5 protein-coding genes, 21 tRNA genes, 2 rRNA genes and 4 pseudogenes (1 of these 32 cut by a window edge) are annotated in these 15,930 nt (G+C 44.3%); 29 read left to right on the forward strand and 3 right to left on the reverse strand.

Annotated elements, in window-relative coordinates; genetic code table 11:
• From RCG23_RS16920 to RCG23_RS17030, 23 genes are all read left to right on the forward strand, one after another.
• Positions 1–1,402 (forward strand): 23S ribosomal RNA (locus RCG23_RS16920); it begins 1,532 nt to the left of the window's first position.
• Positions 1,403–1,535: 133 nt separating this feature from the next.
• A 5S ribosomal RNA gene (rrf, locus tag RCG23_RS16925) occupies positions 1,536–1,651 on the forward strand.
• A gap of 9 nt (positions 1,652–1,660) precedes the next feature.
• Positions 1,661–1,736: transfer RNA gene (locus RCG23_RS16930), tRNA-Val, on the forward strand.
• 14 nt (positions 1,737–1,750) lie between these two features.
• Positions 1,751–1,826: transfer RNA gene (locus RCG23_RS16935), tRNA-Thr, on the forward strand.
• A gap of 7 nt (positions 1,827–1,833) precedes the next feature.
• Positions 1,834–1,909: transfer RNA gene (locus RCG23_RS16940), tRNA-Lys, on the forward strand.
• 13 nt (positions 1,910–1,922) lie between these two features.
• Positions 1,923–2,004: transfer RNA gene (locus tag RCG23_RS16945), tRNA-Leu, on the forward strand.
• A gap of 12 nt (positions 2,005–2,016) precedes the next feature.
• A tRNA-Gly gene (locus RCG23_RS16950) sits at positions 2,017–2,091 on the forward strand.
• Positions 2,092–2,096: 5 nt separating this feature from the next.
• A tRNA-Leu gene (locus tag RCG23_RS16955) sits at positions 2,097–2,185 on the forward strand.
• Between the two features lie 13 nt (positions 2,186–2,198).
• A tRNA-Arg gene (locus RCG23_RS16960) sits at positions 2,199–2,275 on the forward strand.
• Between the two features lie 6 nt (positions 2,276–2,281).
• Positions 2,282–2,358: transfer RNA gene (locus RCG23_RS16965), tRNA-Pro, on the forward strand.
• Positions 2,359–2,374: 16 nt separating this feature from the next.
• Positions 2,375–2,449: transfer RNA gene (locus RCG23_RS16970), tRNA-Ala, on the forward strand.
• A 19-nt stretch (positions 2,450–2,468) separates the two neighbouring features.
• Positions 2,469–2,545, forward strand: a tRNA-Met gene (locus RCG23_RS16975).
• A gap of 8 nt (positions 2,546–2,553) precedes the next feature.
• Positions 2,554–2,630 (forward strand) — tRNA-Ile (locus RCG23_RS16980).
• Between the two features lie 17 nt (positions 2,631–2,647).
• Positions 2,648–2,740, forward strand: a tRNA-Ser gene (locus RCG23_RS16985).
• Between the two features lie 175 nt (positions 2,741–2,915).
• A tRNA-Met gene (locus RCG23_RS16990) sits at positions 2,916–2,989 on the forward strand.
• Between the two features lie 3 nt (positions 2,990–2,992).
• A tRNA-Asp gene (locus tag RCG23_RS16995) sits at positions 2,993–3,068 on the forward strand.
• Between the two features lie 146 nt (positions 3,069–3,214).
• Positions 3,215–3,290, forward strand: a tRNA-Phe gene (locus RCG23_RS17000).
• Between the two features lie 32 nt (positions 3,291–3,322).
• Positions 3,323–3,398: transfer RNA gene (locus tag RCG23_RS17005), tRNA-His, on the forward strand.
• A 166-nt stretch (positions 3,399–3,564) separates the two neighbouring features.
• A tRNA-Gly gene (locus RCG23_RS17010) sits at positions 3,565–3,638 on the forward strand.
• A 4-nt stretch (positions 3,639–3,642) separates the two neighbouring features.
• Positions 3,643–3,715 (forward strand) — tRNA-Ile (locus RCG23_RS17015).
• 148 nt (positions 3,716–3,863) lie between these two features.
• Positions 3,864–3,938, forward strand: a tRNA-Asn gene (locus tag RCG23_RS17020).
• Positions 3,939–3,941: 3 nt separating this feature from the next.
• A tRNA-Ser gene (locus RCG23_RS17025) sits at positions 3,942–4,032 on the forward strand.
• Positions 4,033–4,036: 4 nt separating this feature from the next.
• Positions 4,037–4,107: transfer RNA gene (locus RCG23_RS17030), tRNA-Glu, on the forward strand.
• Between the two features lie 530 nt (positions 4,108–4,637).
• Here RCG23_RS17030 and RCG23_RS17035 read toward each other — a convergent pair.
• A complete protein-coding gene (locus tag RCG23_RS17035) occupies positions 4,638–5,975 on the reverse strand; it encodes a phospholipase D-like domain-containing protein (protein ID WP_308180091.1) in 1,338 nt (445 codons plus the stop codon).
• A 296-nt stretch (positions 5,976–6,271) separates the two neighbouring features.
• Entirely contained in the window at positions 6,272–6,448 is a 177-nt protein-coding gene (locus RCG23_RS17040; RefSeq protein WP_308176672.1) for a hypothetical protein, read from the reverse strand.
• Between the two features lie 208 nt (positions 6,449–6,656).
• Here RCG23_RS17040 and glgB point away from each other — a divergent pair.
• The 5 genes and pseudogenes from glgB to RCG23_RS17065 all read left to right on the forward strand — a co-directional run bounded on the left by glgB (position 6,657) and on the right by RCG23_RS17065 (position 14,570).
• A pseudogene (gene glgB / locus RCG23_RS17045) lies at positions 6,657–8,590 on the forward strand (1,4-alpha-glucan branching protein GlgB).
• Positions 8,532–9,668 (forward strand): glucose-1-phosphate adenylyltransferase, encoded by a 1,137-nt coding sequence (locus tag RCG23_RS17050; RefSeq protein ID WP_308176673.1) that lies wholly within the window; start codon positions 8,532–8,534, stop codon positions 9,666–9,668. Before glgB ends, RCG23_RS17050 begins: the two are co-directional and overlap by 59 nt.
• A 29-nt stretch (positions 9,669–9,697) precedes the next feature.
• Positions 9,698–10,726 carry a GlgC family sugar phosphate nucleotidyltransferase gene (locus RCG23_RS17055; RefSeq protein ID WP_308176674.1) on the forward strand — a complete coding sequence of 343 codons (1,029 nt, stop codon included), beginning with the start codon at positions 9,698–9,700 and terminating at the stop codon, positions 10,724–10,726.
• A pseudogene (gene glgA, locus RCG23_RS17060) lies at positions 10,723–12,173 on the forward strand (glycogen synthase GlgA). Before RCG23_RS17055 ends, glgA begins: the two are co-directional and overlap by 4 nt.
• Positions 12,163–14,570 (forward strand): annotated as a pseudogene (locus tag RCG23_RS17065) (glycogen/starch/alpha-glucan phosphorylase). The pseudogenes glgA and RCG23_RS17065 overlap by 11 nt, the downstream one beginning before the upstream one ends.
• Positions 14,571–14,943: 373 nt before the next feature.
• Here the strand turns inward: RCG23_RS17065 and RCG23_RS17070 are convergent.
• A pseudogene (locus RCG23_RS17070) lies at positions 14,944–15,658 on the reverse strand (transposase); the annotation flags it as partial.
• Positions 15,659–15,697: 39 nt separating this feature from the next.
• On the opposite strand from RCG23_RS17070, the gene RCG23_RS17075 reads away from it, so the two are divergent.
• Complete coding sequence (locus tag RCG23_RS17075; protein WP_308176675.1) at positions 15,698–15,865, forward strand: hypothetical protein; 168 nt, start codon at positions 15,698–15,700, stop codon at positions 15,863–15,865.
• Positions 15,866–15,930: the final 65 nt, after the last annotated feature.

A 15,930-nucleotide genomic window follows, 5' to 3' on the forward strand; every position in this document is an offset into this window, starting at 1 on the left:
TGTCAGTGAGGCAAATCCCACTGGCGTGAAGGCTGAGCTGTGATGGCGAGGGAAATTTAGTACCGAAGTTCCTGATTCCACACTGCCAAGAAAAGCCTCTAGCGAGATAAATGGTGCCCGTACCGCAAACCGACACAGGTAGGCGAGGAGAGAATCCTAAGGTGAGCGAGAGAACTCTCGTTAAGGAACTCGGCAAAATGACCCCGTAACTTCGGGAGAAGGGGTGCTCTTTGGGGTTCATAGCCTCGAAGAGCCGCAGTGAATAGGCCCAGGCGACTGTTTAGCAAAAACACAGGTCTCTGCGAAGCCGCAAGGCGAAGTATAGGGGCTGACGCCTGCCCGGTGCTGGAAGGTTAAGAGGAGGGGTTAGCGCAAGCGAAGCTCTGAATCGAAGCCCCAGTAAACAGCAGCCGTAACTATAACGGTCCTAAGGTAGCGAAATTCCTTGTCGGGTAAGTTCCGACCCGCACGAAAGGCGTAACGATCTGGGCACTGTCTCAACGAGAGACTCGGTGAAATTATAGTACCTGTGAAGATGCAGGTTACCCGCGACAGGACGGAAAGACCCCGTGGAGCTTTACTGCAGCCTGATATTGAATTTTGGTACAGCTTGTACAGGATAGGTAGGAGCCTGAGAAACCGGAGCGCCAGCTTCGGTGGAGGCGTCGGTGGGATACTACCCTGGCTGTATTGAAATTCTAACCCGCACCCCTTATCGGGGTGGGAGACAGTGTCAGGTGGGCAGTTTGACTGGGGCGGTCGCCTCCTAAAAAGTAACGGAGGCGCCCAAAGGTTCCCTCAGAATGGTTGGAAATCATTCGCAGAGTGTAAAGGCACAAGGGAGCTTGACTGCGAGACCTACAAGTCGAGCAGGGACGAAAGTCGGGCTTAGTGATCCGGTGGTTCCGCATGGAAGGGCCATCGCTCAACGGATAAAAGCTACCCCGGGGATAACAGGCTTATCTCCCCCAAGAGTCCACATCGACGGGGAGGTTTGGCACCTCGATGTCGGCTCATCGCATCCTGGGGCTGTAGTCGGTCCCAAGGGTTGGGCTGTTCGCCCATTAAAGCGGTACGCGAGCTGGGTTCAGAACGTCGTGAGACAGTTCGGTCCCTATCCGTCGTGGGCGCAGGAAATTTGAGAGGAGCTGTCCTTAGTACGAGAGGACCGGGATGGACGCACCGCTGGTGTACCAGTTGTCTTGCCAAAGGCATCGCTGGGTAGCTATGTGCGGACGGGATAAGTGCTGAAAGCATCTAAGCATGAAGCCCCCCTCAAGATGAGATTTCCCATAGCGCAAGCTAGTAAGATCCCTGAAAGATGATCAGGTTGATAGGTCAGAGGTGGAAGCGCGGCGACGTGTGGAGCTGACTGATACTAATCGATCGAGGACTTAACCAAGTCATTTATGACAAAGCGAACTCGACTTACTTCTTCTTCTTACATTATCTAGTTTTGAGGGAATGAAAAAAAATTCATTTTTCTCTTGAAAAAAATGAAAAAGACATTATAATAAGATATGTCTTATCAATAGTCTGGTAACAATGGCGAGAAGGCCACACCCGTTCCCATACCGAACACGGAAGTTAAGCTTCTCAGCGCCGATGGTAGTTGGGACATTGTCCCTGTGAGAGTAGGACGTTGCCAGGCTGTTATCATGGAGGATTAGCTCAGCTGGGAGAGCATCTGCCTTACAAGCAGAGGGTCGGCGGTTCGATCCCGTCATCCTCCACCATATTTTTATACTATGCCGGTGTAGCTCAATTGGTAGAGCAACTGACTTGTAATCAGTAGGTTGGGGGTTCAAGTCCTCTTGCCGGCACCAGTTGGACGAGCCATTAGCTCAGTTGGTAGAGCATCTGACTTTTAATCAGAGGGTCGAAGGTTCGAGTCCTTCATGGCTCACCATTTAAATCAATATGCGGGTGTGGCGGAATTGGCAGACGCACCAGACTTAGGATCTGGCGCCGCAAGGCGTGGGGGTTCGACTCCCTTCACCCGCACTATATTTGTTTGCGGAAGTAGTTCAGTGGTAGAACACCACCTTGCCAAGGTGGGGGTCGCGGGTTCGAATCCCGTCTTCCGCTCCAGAAATGCCGGGGTGGCGGAACTGGCAGACGCACAGGACTTAAAATCCTGCGGTAGGTGACTACCGTACCGGTTCGATTCCGGTCCTCGGCACCACTTAGATTTATATGCGCCCGTAGCTCAATTGGATAGAGCGTCTGACTACGGATCAGAAGGTTATGGGTTCGACTCCTTTCGGGCGCGCCATATTTACGGGAAGTAGCTCAGCTTGGTAGAGCACTTGGTTTGGGACCAAGGGGTCGCAGGTTCGAATCCTGTCTTCCCGACCATTAATTTTCATCATGTGGGGCTTAGCTCAGCTGGGAGAGCGCCTGCTTTGCACGCAGGAGGTCAGCGGTTCGATCCCGCTAGGCTCCACCATTAATTTAATCAGATATTTGGCGGTGTAGCTCAGCTGGCTAGAGCGTTCGGTTCATACCCGAAAGGTCGGGGGTTCGACTCCCTCCGCCGCTACCAAATATTGAGGACCTTTAGCTCAGCTGGTTAGAGCAGACGGCTCATAACCGTCCGGTCGTAGGTTCGAGTCCTACAAGGTCCACCATCAACTTTATATTATCTGGAGGAATACCCAAGTCTGGCTGAAGGGATCGGTCTTGAAAACCGACAGGCGGGTCATACCGCGCGGGGGTTCGAATCCCTCTTCCTCCTCCATAATTTAATACTTTTTATTGTCGCGGGGTGGAGCACGATCGAATAAGCTTCTTCGATTAAGCTACAGCGCAACGATTGAGCCACATTTTGAATATGCTTTCCGAAATCGGGGCGGCAAGATGAGGACAGCCCATATGTATAATAGCGCATGGGCAAATAAAATACTTTTTATTGTCGCGGGGTGGAGCAGCCCGGTAGCTCGTCGGGCTCATAACCCGAAGGTCGCAGGTTCAAATCCTGCCCCCGCAATTTGGTCCCGTGGTGTAGCGGTTAACATGCCTGCCTGTCACGCAGGAGATCGCCGGTTCGATCCCGGTCGGGACCGCCATTTTTATGTTAAGTGGCTCGGTAGCTCAGTCGGTAGAGCAGATTGATTGCTTCATTGATAGACTTCCGTTGCAATCTGCGAGAAAGATCGAGAGATCTTTTGAGCAAAGGACTAACAACATAAATTGTAGTGAATTACCTATAAATGGCTCGGTAGCTCAGTCGGTAGAGCAAAGGACTGAAAATCCTTGTGTCGGCGGTTCGATTCCGTCCCGAGCCACCATTTTTATTTCTATTTATTCCTCTAAAATTATGGCGATTGTGGCGAAGTGGTTAACGCACCTGATTGTGGTTCAGGCATTCGTGGGTTCGATTCCCATCAGTCGCCCCATTTTTATATTCGCGGGTGTAGTTTACTGGTAAAACCTCAGCCACGAGCAAGACTACATTGGCCAGCTGCGAGTTGCCTCGACGCATATAGCAACTTTGAGTATGCTAGTAGAGAAAGAGGCATGTAAGTACGTGAATTAAAATATTACTTCTTAATTAATAAATATGCGGGTGTAGTTTACTGGTAAAACCTCAGCCTTCCAAGCTGATGTAGTGGGTTCGATTCCCATCACCCGCTCCAACATGGGCCTATAGCTCAGCTGGTTAGAGCGCACGCCTGATAAGCGTGAGGTCGATGGTTCGAGTCCATTTAGGCCATTTTTTTTATTCCGCAGTAGCTCAGTGGTAGAGACGAGCAATGCATCATGAATATGCTGCGAGTTGTACACGCCGAATCACTCCTTAGATTACCTTCTGAGGCGTGGACACGGTAAGTAATAATGGTTTAGGGAAATACTTTAATTATTCCGCAGTAGCTCAGTGGTAGAGCTATCGGCTGTTAACCGATCGGTCGCAGGTTCGAGTCCTGCCTGCGGAGCCATATGGGGAAGTACTCAAGAGGCTGAAGAGGCGCCCCTGCTAAGGGTGTAGGTCGGGTAACCGGCGCGAGGGTTCAAATCCCTCCTTCTCCGCCATATTGGCCCTTGGTCAAGCGGTTAAGACACCGCCCTTTCACGGCGGTAACACGGGTTCGAATCCCGTAGGGGTCATACTGAAAAAAACTGCTGACATGTGTCAGCAGTTTTTTTGTCGTCTAGGAAATTATAAAATAGAATGTTGTGGATAACTTCTACATGTTGTATTAATCTAGCTCCACAAGGAAAGCTTCGGCAGTATATGCTTCGCACGAAGAAAAAGCAATAGCTTTTTCGAGGAGCCCCCAGCCAGTTTTCACCTTTGAATAGCTCCCTTGAATATCTTGCTCCAAGCATGACCTTTAGGTGATGCTTGGAGTAGCTCGGGGTCATAAGCCAAATCACTCCAGAAATCAGGATTTCCTGCGTGATTCGTCTTATGCCTGTCGGGGCTAACCAGGGCGCTTGCGCCTTTTGTTCTGTGAAAATAGAAGTTCCAATAGATTGTTCATTAACTTTCTTAAAAACCAACTGGTCCATAGCAAAGTCGTTCATATCTCGATAAAATCTACTGAGGCTGCCCCAATTTGGTCCTAAACCAGGACCAGCTGGGCCAGCCTCTTTTTTTAAAAAATCATCATTTCGCTATTTATAAATTTGTTCTGTTACTGGACACTCAATGTAGCTGCCTGATAGTTTACAGGAAGAAAGGTGTTTTGGTCTGTTGAAGAACTGGTAACTGTTTCTGTGTACCAGGTGTAGGCTCCGGCAATGGATGGCGCCGTCCAGTTGTTAAATGAAAAGGTAACGCTTTGATTTCCCGATAGATTGGCTGTATCTAAGTACACATTATTTCCAGAGAATGATAGTTTACTAGAGACATCCGTTCCATCGCTTTTAACTGCAGTGACATTGGCTGATGTGGGATCCGCCCATTTTGGAGGAGCCATGACCTTAATCTTACTGATTGGATAGGTCGATGGAGCCCTCAACGTTACTTTAACTGATTGGGTTGCTCCCGCTGCCTGTGTTGAATGGTCGATGGTTGCTGTACCCCGGCCATAGGAGCCGCGTATACGCAGAAATTCATTGTAGAATTTATCTGCTGTAGCTTTATCGTGAATGACCATCAAATTCTCGCTGTTACTGTCATTTGCATTTGCACTGGCATTAAACGACCCTGTAGCAACTGCAGCAGAAGTATATCCCTTATCTGCAATCATTACCTTGTTATGCATTTTACCGCCGTAAGGAACGTCTGCAATGCTCACAGGAATGCCTGCCTGGGCCAGGTAGGCTAATTCCCCATAAGGGCCATTACTAGCATATTGACTGTAGTCAAAAAGGCCTTCAATGTTTACTCCTCTATTTTTTGCATTGATCAGGGCGGTGCGGACATTATCATCTGTGAAGGAGAAGTAGTCAAAGTAAACATTATATTTTGCGTTGTTAATCATATTCACAAGCTGGTCAATTGGACTATCTTCAGGTGCAAAGTATACTTCTACAGGTATATTGCCAGTTGAGGTAGCGATGGTTGCTTTTTGGGTATCTGGTGTTGAAGGTGACGCCGTTTTCGTAAACTCATCGTTCACATACATTTCTTCAAAGTCGGTTTTATAAATGGATGCAAGACTAGAGGACTCCCAGAGAATTGTATTATCATAGTTGTTTGCATTATCAGTATCGGTTGTATTGGCTGAGCCCATCCAGACTTTTTTGCCATCAATAATCGCGTATTTATCATGCATGATGGCAGAGCGGTTATCTCCTTTGACGCTTATTCCAGCGTCTATGAGCTGCTGGGTAAAACTATTGGTTATGTAATCGGTGTCTGTTTGGATACGAATGGATACGCCGCGGTTTTTAGCGCGGATGAGGGCATCAACAAATGGCTGGTAGCGAATTTCATAAAATGCACCATCAATGGATGTTGTCGCCTTATCAATTTCCGCAATAAAGGCATCGATGACATTGGTGCCGAGGTGCCGAACATGACCGATTCTGTATCATAGGTCGATGCGTGGATAGACGGCTGTATGGGTGCCAAGCCCAGAGATAAGGAGGCGGCGAGTGAAAATGCGGTGATTTTTCTAACCCAATTTAACTTTAACAAATGATTTCCTGCCCTTCGTGGTTGGTAGCTTACTTGTCCATAATAAATGTACATTAATAAGACCAATCACGATAATTGCAAAGGAACTATTAAGAAAATTTAAATTTTAGGTAAATTGGGGGTTTTCTGATTTTTTTTACAAAAATAAAAAGAGTCCAGCAAAAGCTGAAACTCGAAAAAAGCTTAGAAATTTTCCTCTTTTTCCTTTAAATTTTTCCCTGTATTCTCCAGATCAAAGGCAGAAGTGATGCCCGTATAAGGGCCACGAAATGGGTCGAGCGCTAGAATCTTTCCATCGGGAGGGCCAAACAGAGCTTTTCTTTCCTCATTCAATAAATATTCCTCTTCTTTTTCAGCCATTTATTTCACACCTTTCAGTACTTATTTTGTTTTATTTTGTCTTACAATAAATATCTTTATGCCAAACATGTCGACAGATTAATGATGTAAGCGTAAACAACTCGAATAATGAAATCTTTTGTCGAAAAATTAAGAAAATGTTACAGAGGAAATCGAGATGGCAACTAGAATACTATTCAGATAAACCTTAAATGGAGGCGTATAGGTGATGGATTGTTATCCAACAGATTTTCAGTTGCATTTATTTCATGAAGGCAGTCTTTACAAAAGCCATCATTTATTTGGCGCCCATGTCATAAATGCTGAAGGTGAAACATATACTCAATTTTGTGTCTGGGCACCGGCAGCAGAGAAAGTAAGACTGGCAGGGGATTTTAACCTATGGGATGGAAGCGGCTATTCCCTCGAAAAAATAAATAAAGAGGGAGTGTGGATCATTTCTGTAGATGGTGATTTATCTCATTCTCTTTATAAATACGAAGTAACAACGGCATTAGGGGAAACCTTTTTAAAGTCTGACCCTTATGCTTTTTATTCGGAACTCCGCCCCCGAACGGCCTTGATTGTATATCCTTTAACAGGCTATAGATGGAATGACCATCAATGGCAGAAAAAAAGGCAAAAAAATGCTTCCATTACAGAACCGCTTACGATTTATGAAGTTCATTTAGGCTCGTGGAAAAAAAATGAGGATGGAAGCTTTCTTTCATACCGGGAGTTAGCAGTAGAATTGATTCCATATGTGAAAGAGCATGGTTATACACATGTTGAACTGCTTCCTTTAACTGAGCATCCGCTCGACGACTCGTGGGGGTACCAGGCGACGGGTTATTTTTCGGTGACCAGCAGGTACGGTACACCTCAAGACTTTATGTATTTTGTTGATGAATGCCACCGCCAAGGAATTGGTGTAATACTCGATTGGACGCCTGGGCATTTTTGCAAGGATGCACATGGTTTATTCCGGTTTGATGGCAGTTTTGCTTATGAGTATAAGCATGAACATGACCGGGAGAATCGAGTATGGGGCACTGCCAACTTTGATCTTGGAAAGCCGGAGGTACAAAGCTTCCTCATATCGAGTGCCTTATTTTGGCTCGAGTATTATCATATCGACGGATTTAGGGTAGATGCTGTGGCGAACATCATCTTTTGGCCAAATGCAGTCAATCAGCAGAATTCATTTGGAATTGATTTTTTAAAGAAATTAAATAAAGCCATTGCTGATAATGAACCGTCTGCCGTCATGATTGCCGAGGATTCAACCGATTGGCCAATGTAACAGCACATGTAGATGATGGGGGACTCGGATTCACTTATAAATGGAATATGGGCTGGATGAACGACATGCTGAAGTATATGGAAGCAGTGCCTTCTCACCGTTCAGCACTCCATAACCTAGTGACATTCTCCCTTGTTTATGCTTTTTCTGAAAACTTCATACTTCCGTTTTCCCATGATGAAGTGGTTCATGGCAAGAAATCATTGCTCAATAAAATGCCAGGTGATTACGGTGATAAATTTGCGCAACTGCGGCTTCTGCTGGGGTTTATGTACGCACATCCAGGCAAAAAATTAAACTTTATGGGAGCCGAGATGGGACAGTTTGCTGAGTGGAAAGACAAGGAGCAGCTGGATTGGAATCTTTTTGAGTACGAGATGCATGAAAAGTTAAATCATTTTGTAATCGAATTGAACAAGTTTTATAAGCGGTCTAAGCCTTTGTTTGAATTGGACGGTCGACAGGAAGGATTTGAATGGATCGATGTAAACAACCATCAACAATCCATATTTTCATTTGTTCGAAGAGGCAAAGACCCTGAGGATATTCTGACGGTGATTTGTAACTTTACTGAAATAAGCTATTCGGATTACCAGGTAGGGGTGCCACAAGCCGGAAATTACCGGGAGGTCATTAATAGTGATGCCCATGAGTTTGGCGGCTCTGGAGTAATTAATAAGAAGGTTATAAAAGCAGAAAACATTGCCTACCATGGCAAGCCGTTTTCGCTGTCTATGAATATACCTCCGTTTGGCATTTCAGTCTTACGGCCTGTTAAGCAAAGAAAGGGGAGAGAAAACAATGAAAAAGAAACGATGCGTAGCGATGCTCCTGGCAGGGGGAAAAGGAAGCAGGCTTAACTCACTGACGACCAATTTGGCAAAACCAGCAGTTCCTTTTGGCGGAAAATACCGGATTATTGATTTTACGCTAAGCAATTGCACAAATTCAGGAATCCATACTGTGGGTGTTCTGACACAATATCAGCCGCTTGAGCTGAATTCATATATCGGCATCGGCAATGCGTGGGATCTTGACCGGAAGGATGGCGGAGTAACTGTGCTTCCTCCATATACGGAGTCATCTGAAATGAAATGGTACTCGGGAACGGCAAGTGCCATTTATCAGAACGTAAAATATATAAGCCAATATGACCCGGAATATGTGCTGATTTTATCCGGAGACCATATTTATAAAATGAATTACGAGATGATGTTGGATTATCATATCCAGAAAAAGGCAGATGTTTCTATATCAGTTATTGAAGTTCCTTGGGAGGAAGCAAGCCGCTTTGGAATTATGAATACCGATGAAAATATGAAAATAACAGAGTTTGATGAAAAGCCGTCAAATCCAAAAAACAATCTCGCTTCGATGGGGATTTATATTTTTAATTGGAAGTTGTTAAAGGAGTATCTGGAGCTTGATGAGCAGTGTCTTGAATCCAGCCATGACTTTGGCAAAGATATCATTCCATTATTGCTGGAGAACGGAAAAAATGTGTTAGCGTATCCATTTAATGGGTATTGGAAGGATGTCGGTACGGTTAAAAGCCTTTGGGAAGCAAATATGGATCTACTGGATGACGACTGTGAGTTAAACCTGTTTGATCATACATGGAGAATATATTCCGTAAATCCAAATCATCCTCCGCAATATATTTCGCCGGAAGCAAGGGTGGCTGAATCCCTTGTAAATGAGGGCTGTACAATTGAAGGTGAAATTGAAAAGTCAGTGCTCTTTCAGGGAGTATCGGTAGAAAGGGGAAGCATAGTCAAACACTCCGTCATTATGCCAGACGCAGTTATAGGTAAGAATTGTGTAATTGAACGGGCTATTGTTTCACCGGAAGTCCACATTCCGGATGGGATGATCATCCGTCCGGAAAATGATGATGAAGAAATAATTCTTGTTTCAGAAGAAATGTTTCAACCTTGAAATGAAACCGACTGCGGAGGGATATTGGAATGAATAAGCATTTGATGGGGATTATTGATGCAACAACCTTTCATGAGGATCTTCAGGAGCTTGCGGTGCACAGGTCTGTCGCAGCAATTCCATTTGGCGGGCGGTACCGCCTGATTGATTTTGTACTTTCAAATATGGTGAATTCAGGCGTAGAAAGTGTCGGCATCTTCCCTAAGTTTCAGTACCGTTCTTTAATGGATCATCTGGGCTCAGGAAGGGACTGGGATCTTAACAGGAAACGAGATGGGCTTTTCTTTTTCCCTTCTCCCATTTTGGATAAACCCAATTTTGGAATTGGATCACTGGACCATTTTGCTGCCAATATTGATTATCTAAAGCGCAGCACCCAGGAGTATGCGCTGATTGCTAATTGTTACACGGTCTTTAATATGGACTTTCAGCCGCTGCTGAACTGGCATATCGAGGCTGGCTGTGACGTGACGGAAGTACGCCACACCAATAAATCAATGGGCATTTATTTAATTAAAACTTCTCTATTAATCGAGCTAATTGAAACTCGCAATGAAACGGGCTATTTAAGTATTAAGGATATTGTTTCAGATATAAACAGCCCGCTTAAATTATGTTATTACGACTATAAAGGTTATGCGGTCATGATTGACTCGATTAAGGAATATTATTCGGCAAGCATGGATCTGCTAAGGCAGGAAATCTGGAAGCAGCTTTATTTAAAGGAAAGGCCTATTTTCACAAAAGTTAAGGATGAGCCACCTACCCGGTACCTGAAGGGTTCAACAGTGCAGAACAGCATTGTGGCTAATGGCTGTCTGATTGAGGGCGTTGTCGAAAATAGCATTATCGCCCGGGGAGTCAGGATAGGTAAAGGTGCTGTCATAAAAAACAGCATCATTATGCAAAAGACGCAGATTGGTGAAAATTGTGTGCTTGATTCAGTTATTCTGGATAAGGATGTAAAGGTAGAAGAGGGAACAAATTTGATTACGCCTGCTTCATCACCATATGTCCTCCGAAAAGGCACAGTACAGGGAGCGTGGATCAACTCGTGAAGGTTTTATTTGCTGTTTCTGAATGTGTTCCATTTGTTAAATCTGGGGCCTTGCTGATGTTGCAGGATCGCTTCCCAAGGAGCTGAAGAAGCTCGGAACCGATGTCAGGGTAATTTTGCCAAAATACAAAACCATCTCAGAAGAATGGAAAAAACAAATGACAAAAAGGGCAGAATTCACTGTCCAGCTGGGCTGGCGGAAACAGTATTGCGGAATAGATGAAATGGAATGGGATGGCATCCGCTTTTATTTTATCGACAATGAGTATTATTTCACCCGAAGCCAGCTTTACGGGGAATACGACGACGGGGAGAGGTTCGCATTCTTTACGAGGGCGGTTCTGGAAGCACTCGGGCACCTCGACTTTTATCCTGACGTCATCCATTGCCATGATTGGCATGCAGGGATGATTCCATTTTTACTAAAAGAACAGTATGCCTGGAGAAAGGAATATGCCGGCATAAAAACCGTTTTTACGATTCATAATCTGCAGTTTCAGGGGATATTTCCTCGTGTAATCCTTGGGGATCTGCTTGGTTTGGATGACCATTACTTCAATTCGGAACAGCTTGAGTTTTACGGGAATATGAGCTTTATGAAGGCGGCACTTATATCATCTGATAAAATTACAACCGTCAGCCCTACCTATATGGATGAAATTCAAACGCCGTATTTGGGGGAAAGGCTTGATGGTGTATTAAGAATGAGAAGAGATGATTTTGCCGGCATCCTGAACGGGATTGACAGCGAATTATATAATCCTGAGACAGATAAGGATATAGAGGCCATCTTCAGTGCAAAAGAATTAGAAAACCGAAGCAGGAATAAGCAGGAGATCCAGAAGAAATTTGAACTGCCTGTTGATGAAAAGATTCCAGTTGTTGCGATGATTTCCCGCTTGACGAAACAAAAAGGCATGGAGCTAATACGCTGTGTTTTTCATGAAATGATGGCAACCGGCATGCAGCTCGTTGTTCTGGGTACAGGTGATGCTGAATTCGAGGGATTCTTAAGGCATATGGCAGAGCAGTACCCAAATCAATGCAAGGTCTGGATTGGCTTTGATGAAGTGCTGGCACATCGGATTTATGCAGGAGCCGATTTGTTTTTAATGCCATCTAAATTTGAACCGTGCGGGCTGAGCCAGATGATTGCAATGAGATATGGGGCAGTGCCGATTGTCAGGGAAACGGGCGGATTAAATGATTCCGTAAAATCCTATGATGACTTATCGGGTAGCGGAAGCGGCTTTTCTTTTAAAAATTTTAACGCGCATGACATGCTGTATACGATTGAACGGGCAATCAGCATATACAGGGATCAGCCACGATGGGAGAAGCTTGTGCAGCAAGTCATGGAGCTGGACTTCAGCTGGGAGCAATCTGCGAAACAATACAATCTGCTGTATGAAGAACTCATCTCTGGGAGTGATTCGCATGTTTTCTAACCCGAAAGAGTTCAAGAAGACTTTTTTAAAAAGGCTTGAGATGATGTGCGGAGTAAGGTTTGAAGAAAGCACTGCAAGAGACCAGTATCAAACGCTCGGCAGCATGGTAAGGGAATATGTAAGCCCTGATTGGATCCGAACGAATGAGCTCTACCGGACACAGGCAGAAAAACAGGTATATTATTTATCAATTGAGTTTTTGCTCGGAAGGCTGCTGCGTCAGAATCTGATCAATTTAGGTATTGAGGAAGTGGTCAGAGAAGGACTAGGCGGGCTGGGAATCGATCTGGTTACCCTTGAAGAAGAGGAAGCAGATGCGGGGCTTGGAAACGGTGGCCTTGGTCGCCTGGCGGCGTGCTTCCTTGATTCTTTAGCCTCGCTTGGCCTGGCTGCACATGGATGCGGAATTCGCTATAAACATGGACTTTTCGAACAAAAAATTGCAGATGGTTATCAAATTGAGTTTCCAGAGCAATGGCTAAAGCACGGATATGTATGGGAAGTAAGAAAAGCTGAAGAGGCGGAAGAAATCCCTTTTTGGGGACGTGTTGAAAGCTACCACGATAACGGCCGCCTCGTGTTTAGGCATCTTAACGCTGAAACCATTTCGGCGGTTCCCTATGATGTTCCGGTCGCAGGATTCCAGAGTGGAAACATTAATACGCTAAGATTATGGAATGCAGAACCATCAAGATTCCCTATTAATGTCGATATTTTAAAATATAAAAAAGAAACCGAGTCAGTATCGGAATTTTTATACCCGGATGACACTCATGATGAGGGGAAAATCCTGCGTCTGAAGCAGCAATACTTTCTTGTTTCATCCAGTCTCAGAGCGGTCATGAAATCCTTTAAAAAGAAGAATTTTCGCATGCTGGACTTTCATGAACATGTGAGCATCCATATCAATGATACCCATCCGGTGCTGGCAATACCGGAACTGATGAGGATTTTGATGGATGATGAAGGGCTTGGATGGGACCAGGCATGGCATATTACCGTCAATGCCATCTCCTATACGAATCATACGACACTGGCAGAAGCGTTGGAAAAATGGCCAGTGCGCATTTTTCAGCCACTGCTTCCGAGAATCTATATGATTGTTAACGAAATCAATGAACGCTTTTGCCAGTCACTGTGGGAAAAGCATCCTGGAGACTGGTCAAGAATCGAGAAAATGGCGATTCTCTCACATGAAGAGGTAAAAATGGCGCCGCTTGCTATTGTAGGAAGCCATAGCGTGAACGGTGTAGCCCAGCTTCATACCGATATATTAAAATATCGGGAAATGAAAGACTATTATGAGATTTATCCTGAAAAATTCAACAATAAGACAAATGGAATTACCCATAGAAGATGGCTGTTAAAGGCAAATCCACATCTTTCCGGCTTCATAACCGATCATATCGGCCCTTCGTGGATTTCCAGTCCCGTGGATTTGAAAAACTTGATGAAGTTTACTGAGGACTCTTCCTCTTTGGAGGAGCTGCATCGAATTAAGCAAAATAATAAAGAAAGACTGGCAAAAAGAATTTACGATAAAATGGGCCTTGCAGTTGATACGCATTCCATTTTTGATGTCCAGGTTAAAAGGCTGCATGCCTATAAAAGGCAGCTGTTAAATATTCTTCATATTATGTATTTATATAACCGACTCAAGGAAGAACCGGATTATCCGCTTTTTCCGAGGACATTCATTTTGGGGCAAAAGCTTCGCCAGGATATTATTATGCAAAGAAAATCATCAAATTGATTAATACGGTTGCCGAAAAGGTTAACAACGACCCTGCTGTAAGGGATAAATTGAAGGTGGTCTTTCTCGAAAATTACCGTGTTTCCCTGGCTGAAGAAATTTTTCCTGCTTCTGATATCAGTGAGCAAATTTCCACGGCCAGTAAGGAAGCGTCAGGAACCGGCAATATGAAGTTCATGATGAATGGGGCACTTACAGTTGGCACATTAGACGGGGCAAACGTGGAAATCACGGAAATGGTCGGACATGAAAATATTTTTCTGTTCGGGTTATCAGCTGAGGAAGTGCTGAATTACCAGAGCAACGGCGGCTATCATTCTGTTGAATATTACCATCATGACAAAAGAATCCGGGAAGTGACTGAGCAGCTCGTGAACGGATTTTTTCGGGAAGCAGATGGAGAATTCGTGCCAATCTTTGATTCTCTGCTCGCCCACAATGACCAATACTTTGTTTTGCGGGATTTTGCTTCCTATGCAAGCATCCATGAAAAAATCAGCAGCAAATACGCTGATAAAAATGCCTGGCTGAAATCCAGCTTAATCAATATCGCAAAATCCGGTTTCTTCTCAAGTGACAGGACGATACGCGAGTACGCTGAGGAAATCTGGAAAATCAAACCGTTGAAAGTAAAAAGAGACTGAGCATCAGTCTCTCAGATTGTCGAGAAAGGGGTATTTTCTCGACAATTTTTTATTTTCTCAGAATCTACTATCTAATTTAGTGATCTTCCTTGATAATGGTCCTGTTGATTTCCGCTCCGGTCACTCGCTTTCCGCTCCGGTCACTCGCTTTCCGCGGGGAGGTCCTGAAGCCTCCTCGGCCCTTTGGCGCCTGCGGGGTCTCCAGTGACCTCTTAATCCAGCAGGAGTCGAATGCCCTCCGCTCCAATCAACAGGAGGTAACTCTACCTAAAGAATTGCAACACATATTTTCCAACTTTGCCAAGTGTGTTGCAATCTTTTTTAGAATTTGGCAAGCTGCAGTTAGAAGAACCTGTTCGAAAGCATTCTTTAATCCCCGTGTAACGTAAACGTCAGTAATGATATTAAACTTCATGTCTGTAGTTCGGTTGTCCAGATAACAGAACATTTCCTGTTTATGTTCACGTGACATAAAACCACAATCTGAGTCGGTTGTACTTACTCGAATTTACTTAGTTCCTTTTACTTCCTTTTCTATTAATGGATTTTTTTTATGTTTAAATCGATCTTCTTCGATTGCCTTGTTAAGGTCCTCAAAATATTCCTTAGTATCCACTTCCACTTCATATTTGTATATTTTTTTTTATTTGCATTTGCTTTTAAGTGTGTAGAATCTGTAAATAATACACGACCACTAACCATTTTATGATTCATTGCTAGAAGAACAATTTCATCAAAAATCTCCAGAAAAATAGTTGTATTTTTAAAATGGTATTGACGATTCCATCTAATCGTCGAGTGATGAGGTACTGGGTATTTGAATTTCAGACCTAAAAACCAGCGGTATGCGAGGTTTGTTCTCACTTCCCTTTCTAGCTGACGTTCAGAGCGGATGCCATAAATATAACCAATAAACATCATTTTAAAAGAATAAGTGGATCCGGAGGGCGCCCATGAACTTCGCTGTAATATGGACGGACCTTTTCAAGAAGAAACGAAAAATCGATAAATTTATCAATCACACGAAGCAGATGGTCAGGAGGTACTAATTCATCAATTGAAACAAATTCATATTCAATTTGGTCCACTTATTTTTAATTATTTATTCGTTGAACAGACGGTCTTTAGTGAAAAAAACTCTGTTGATTGGAGCGGAAGGCGCGAAGACTCCTGCGGGAGTACGGGTCAGGGGAGATCCCGCAGGAGCGAAGCTCCGAGGAAGCTCCCCGACACGCCCGCGGAAAGCGATGCGCCTGGAGTGCAAATCAACAGAACTGTTTAATGAGGTAATTTAAAATAATATCATAACGTATTAAAGCGGTGATTTATTAAAGAAAATAAATAAAACCAAAAGAGACTG

This window comes from Neobacillus sp. PS3-34, assembly GCF_030915465.1.
Lineage (GTDB): Bacteria > Bacillota > Bacilli > Bacillales > Cytobacillaceae > Neobacillus_A.

Excerpts from the sequence above, each read along its gene's own strand:
- RCG23_RS17040 (WP_308176672.1), bottom strand. The coding sequence starts at position 6,448 with ATGGCTGAAAAAGAAGAGGAATATTTATTGAATGAGGAAAGAAAAGCT.
- RCG23_RS17050 (WP_308176673.1), top strand. The coding sequence starts at position 8,532 with ATGAAAAAGAAACGATGCGTAGCGATGCTCCTGGCAGGGGGAAAAGGA.
- RCG23_RS17055 (WP_308176674.1), top strand. The coding sequence starts at position 9,698 with ATGAATAAGCATTTGATGGGGATTATTGATGCAACAACCTTTCATGAG.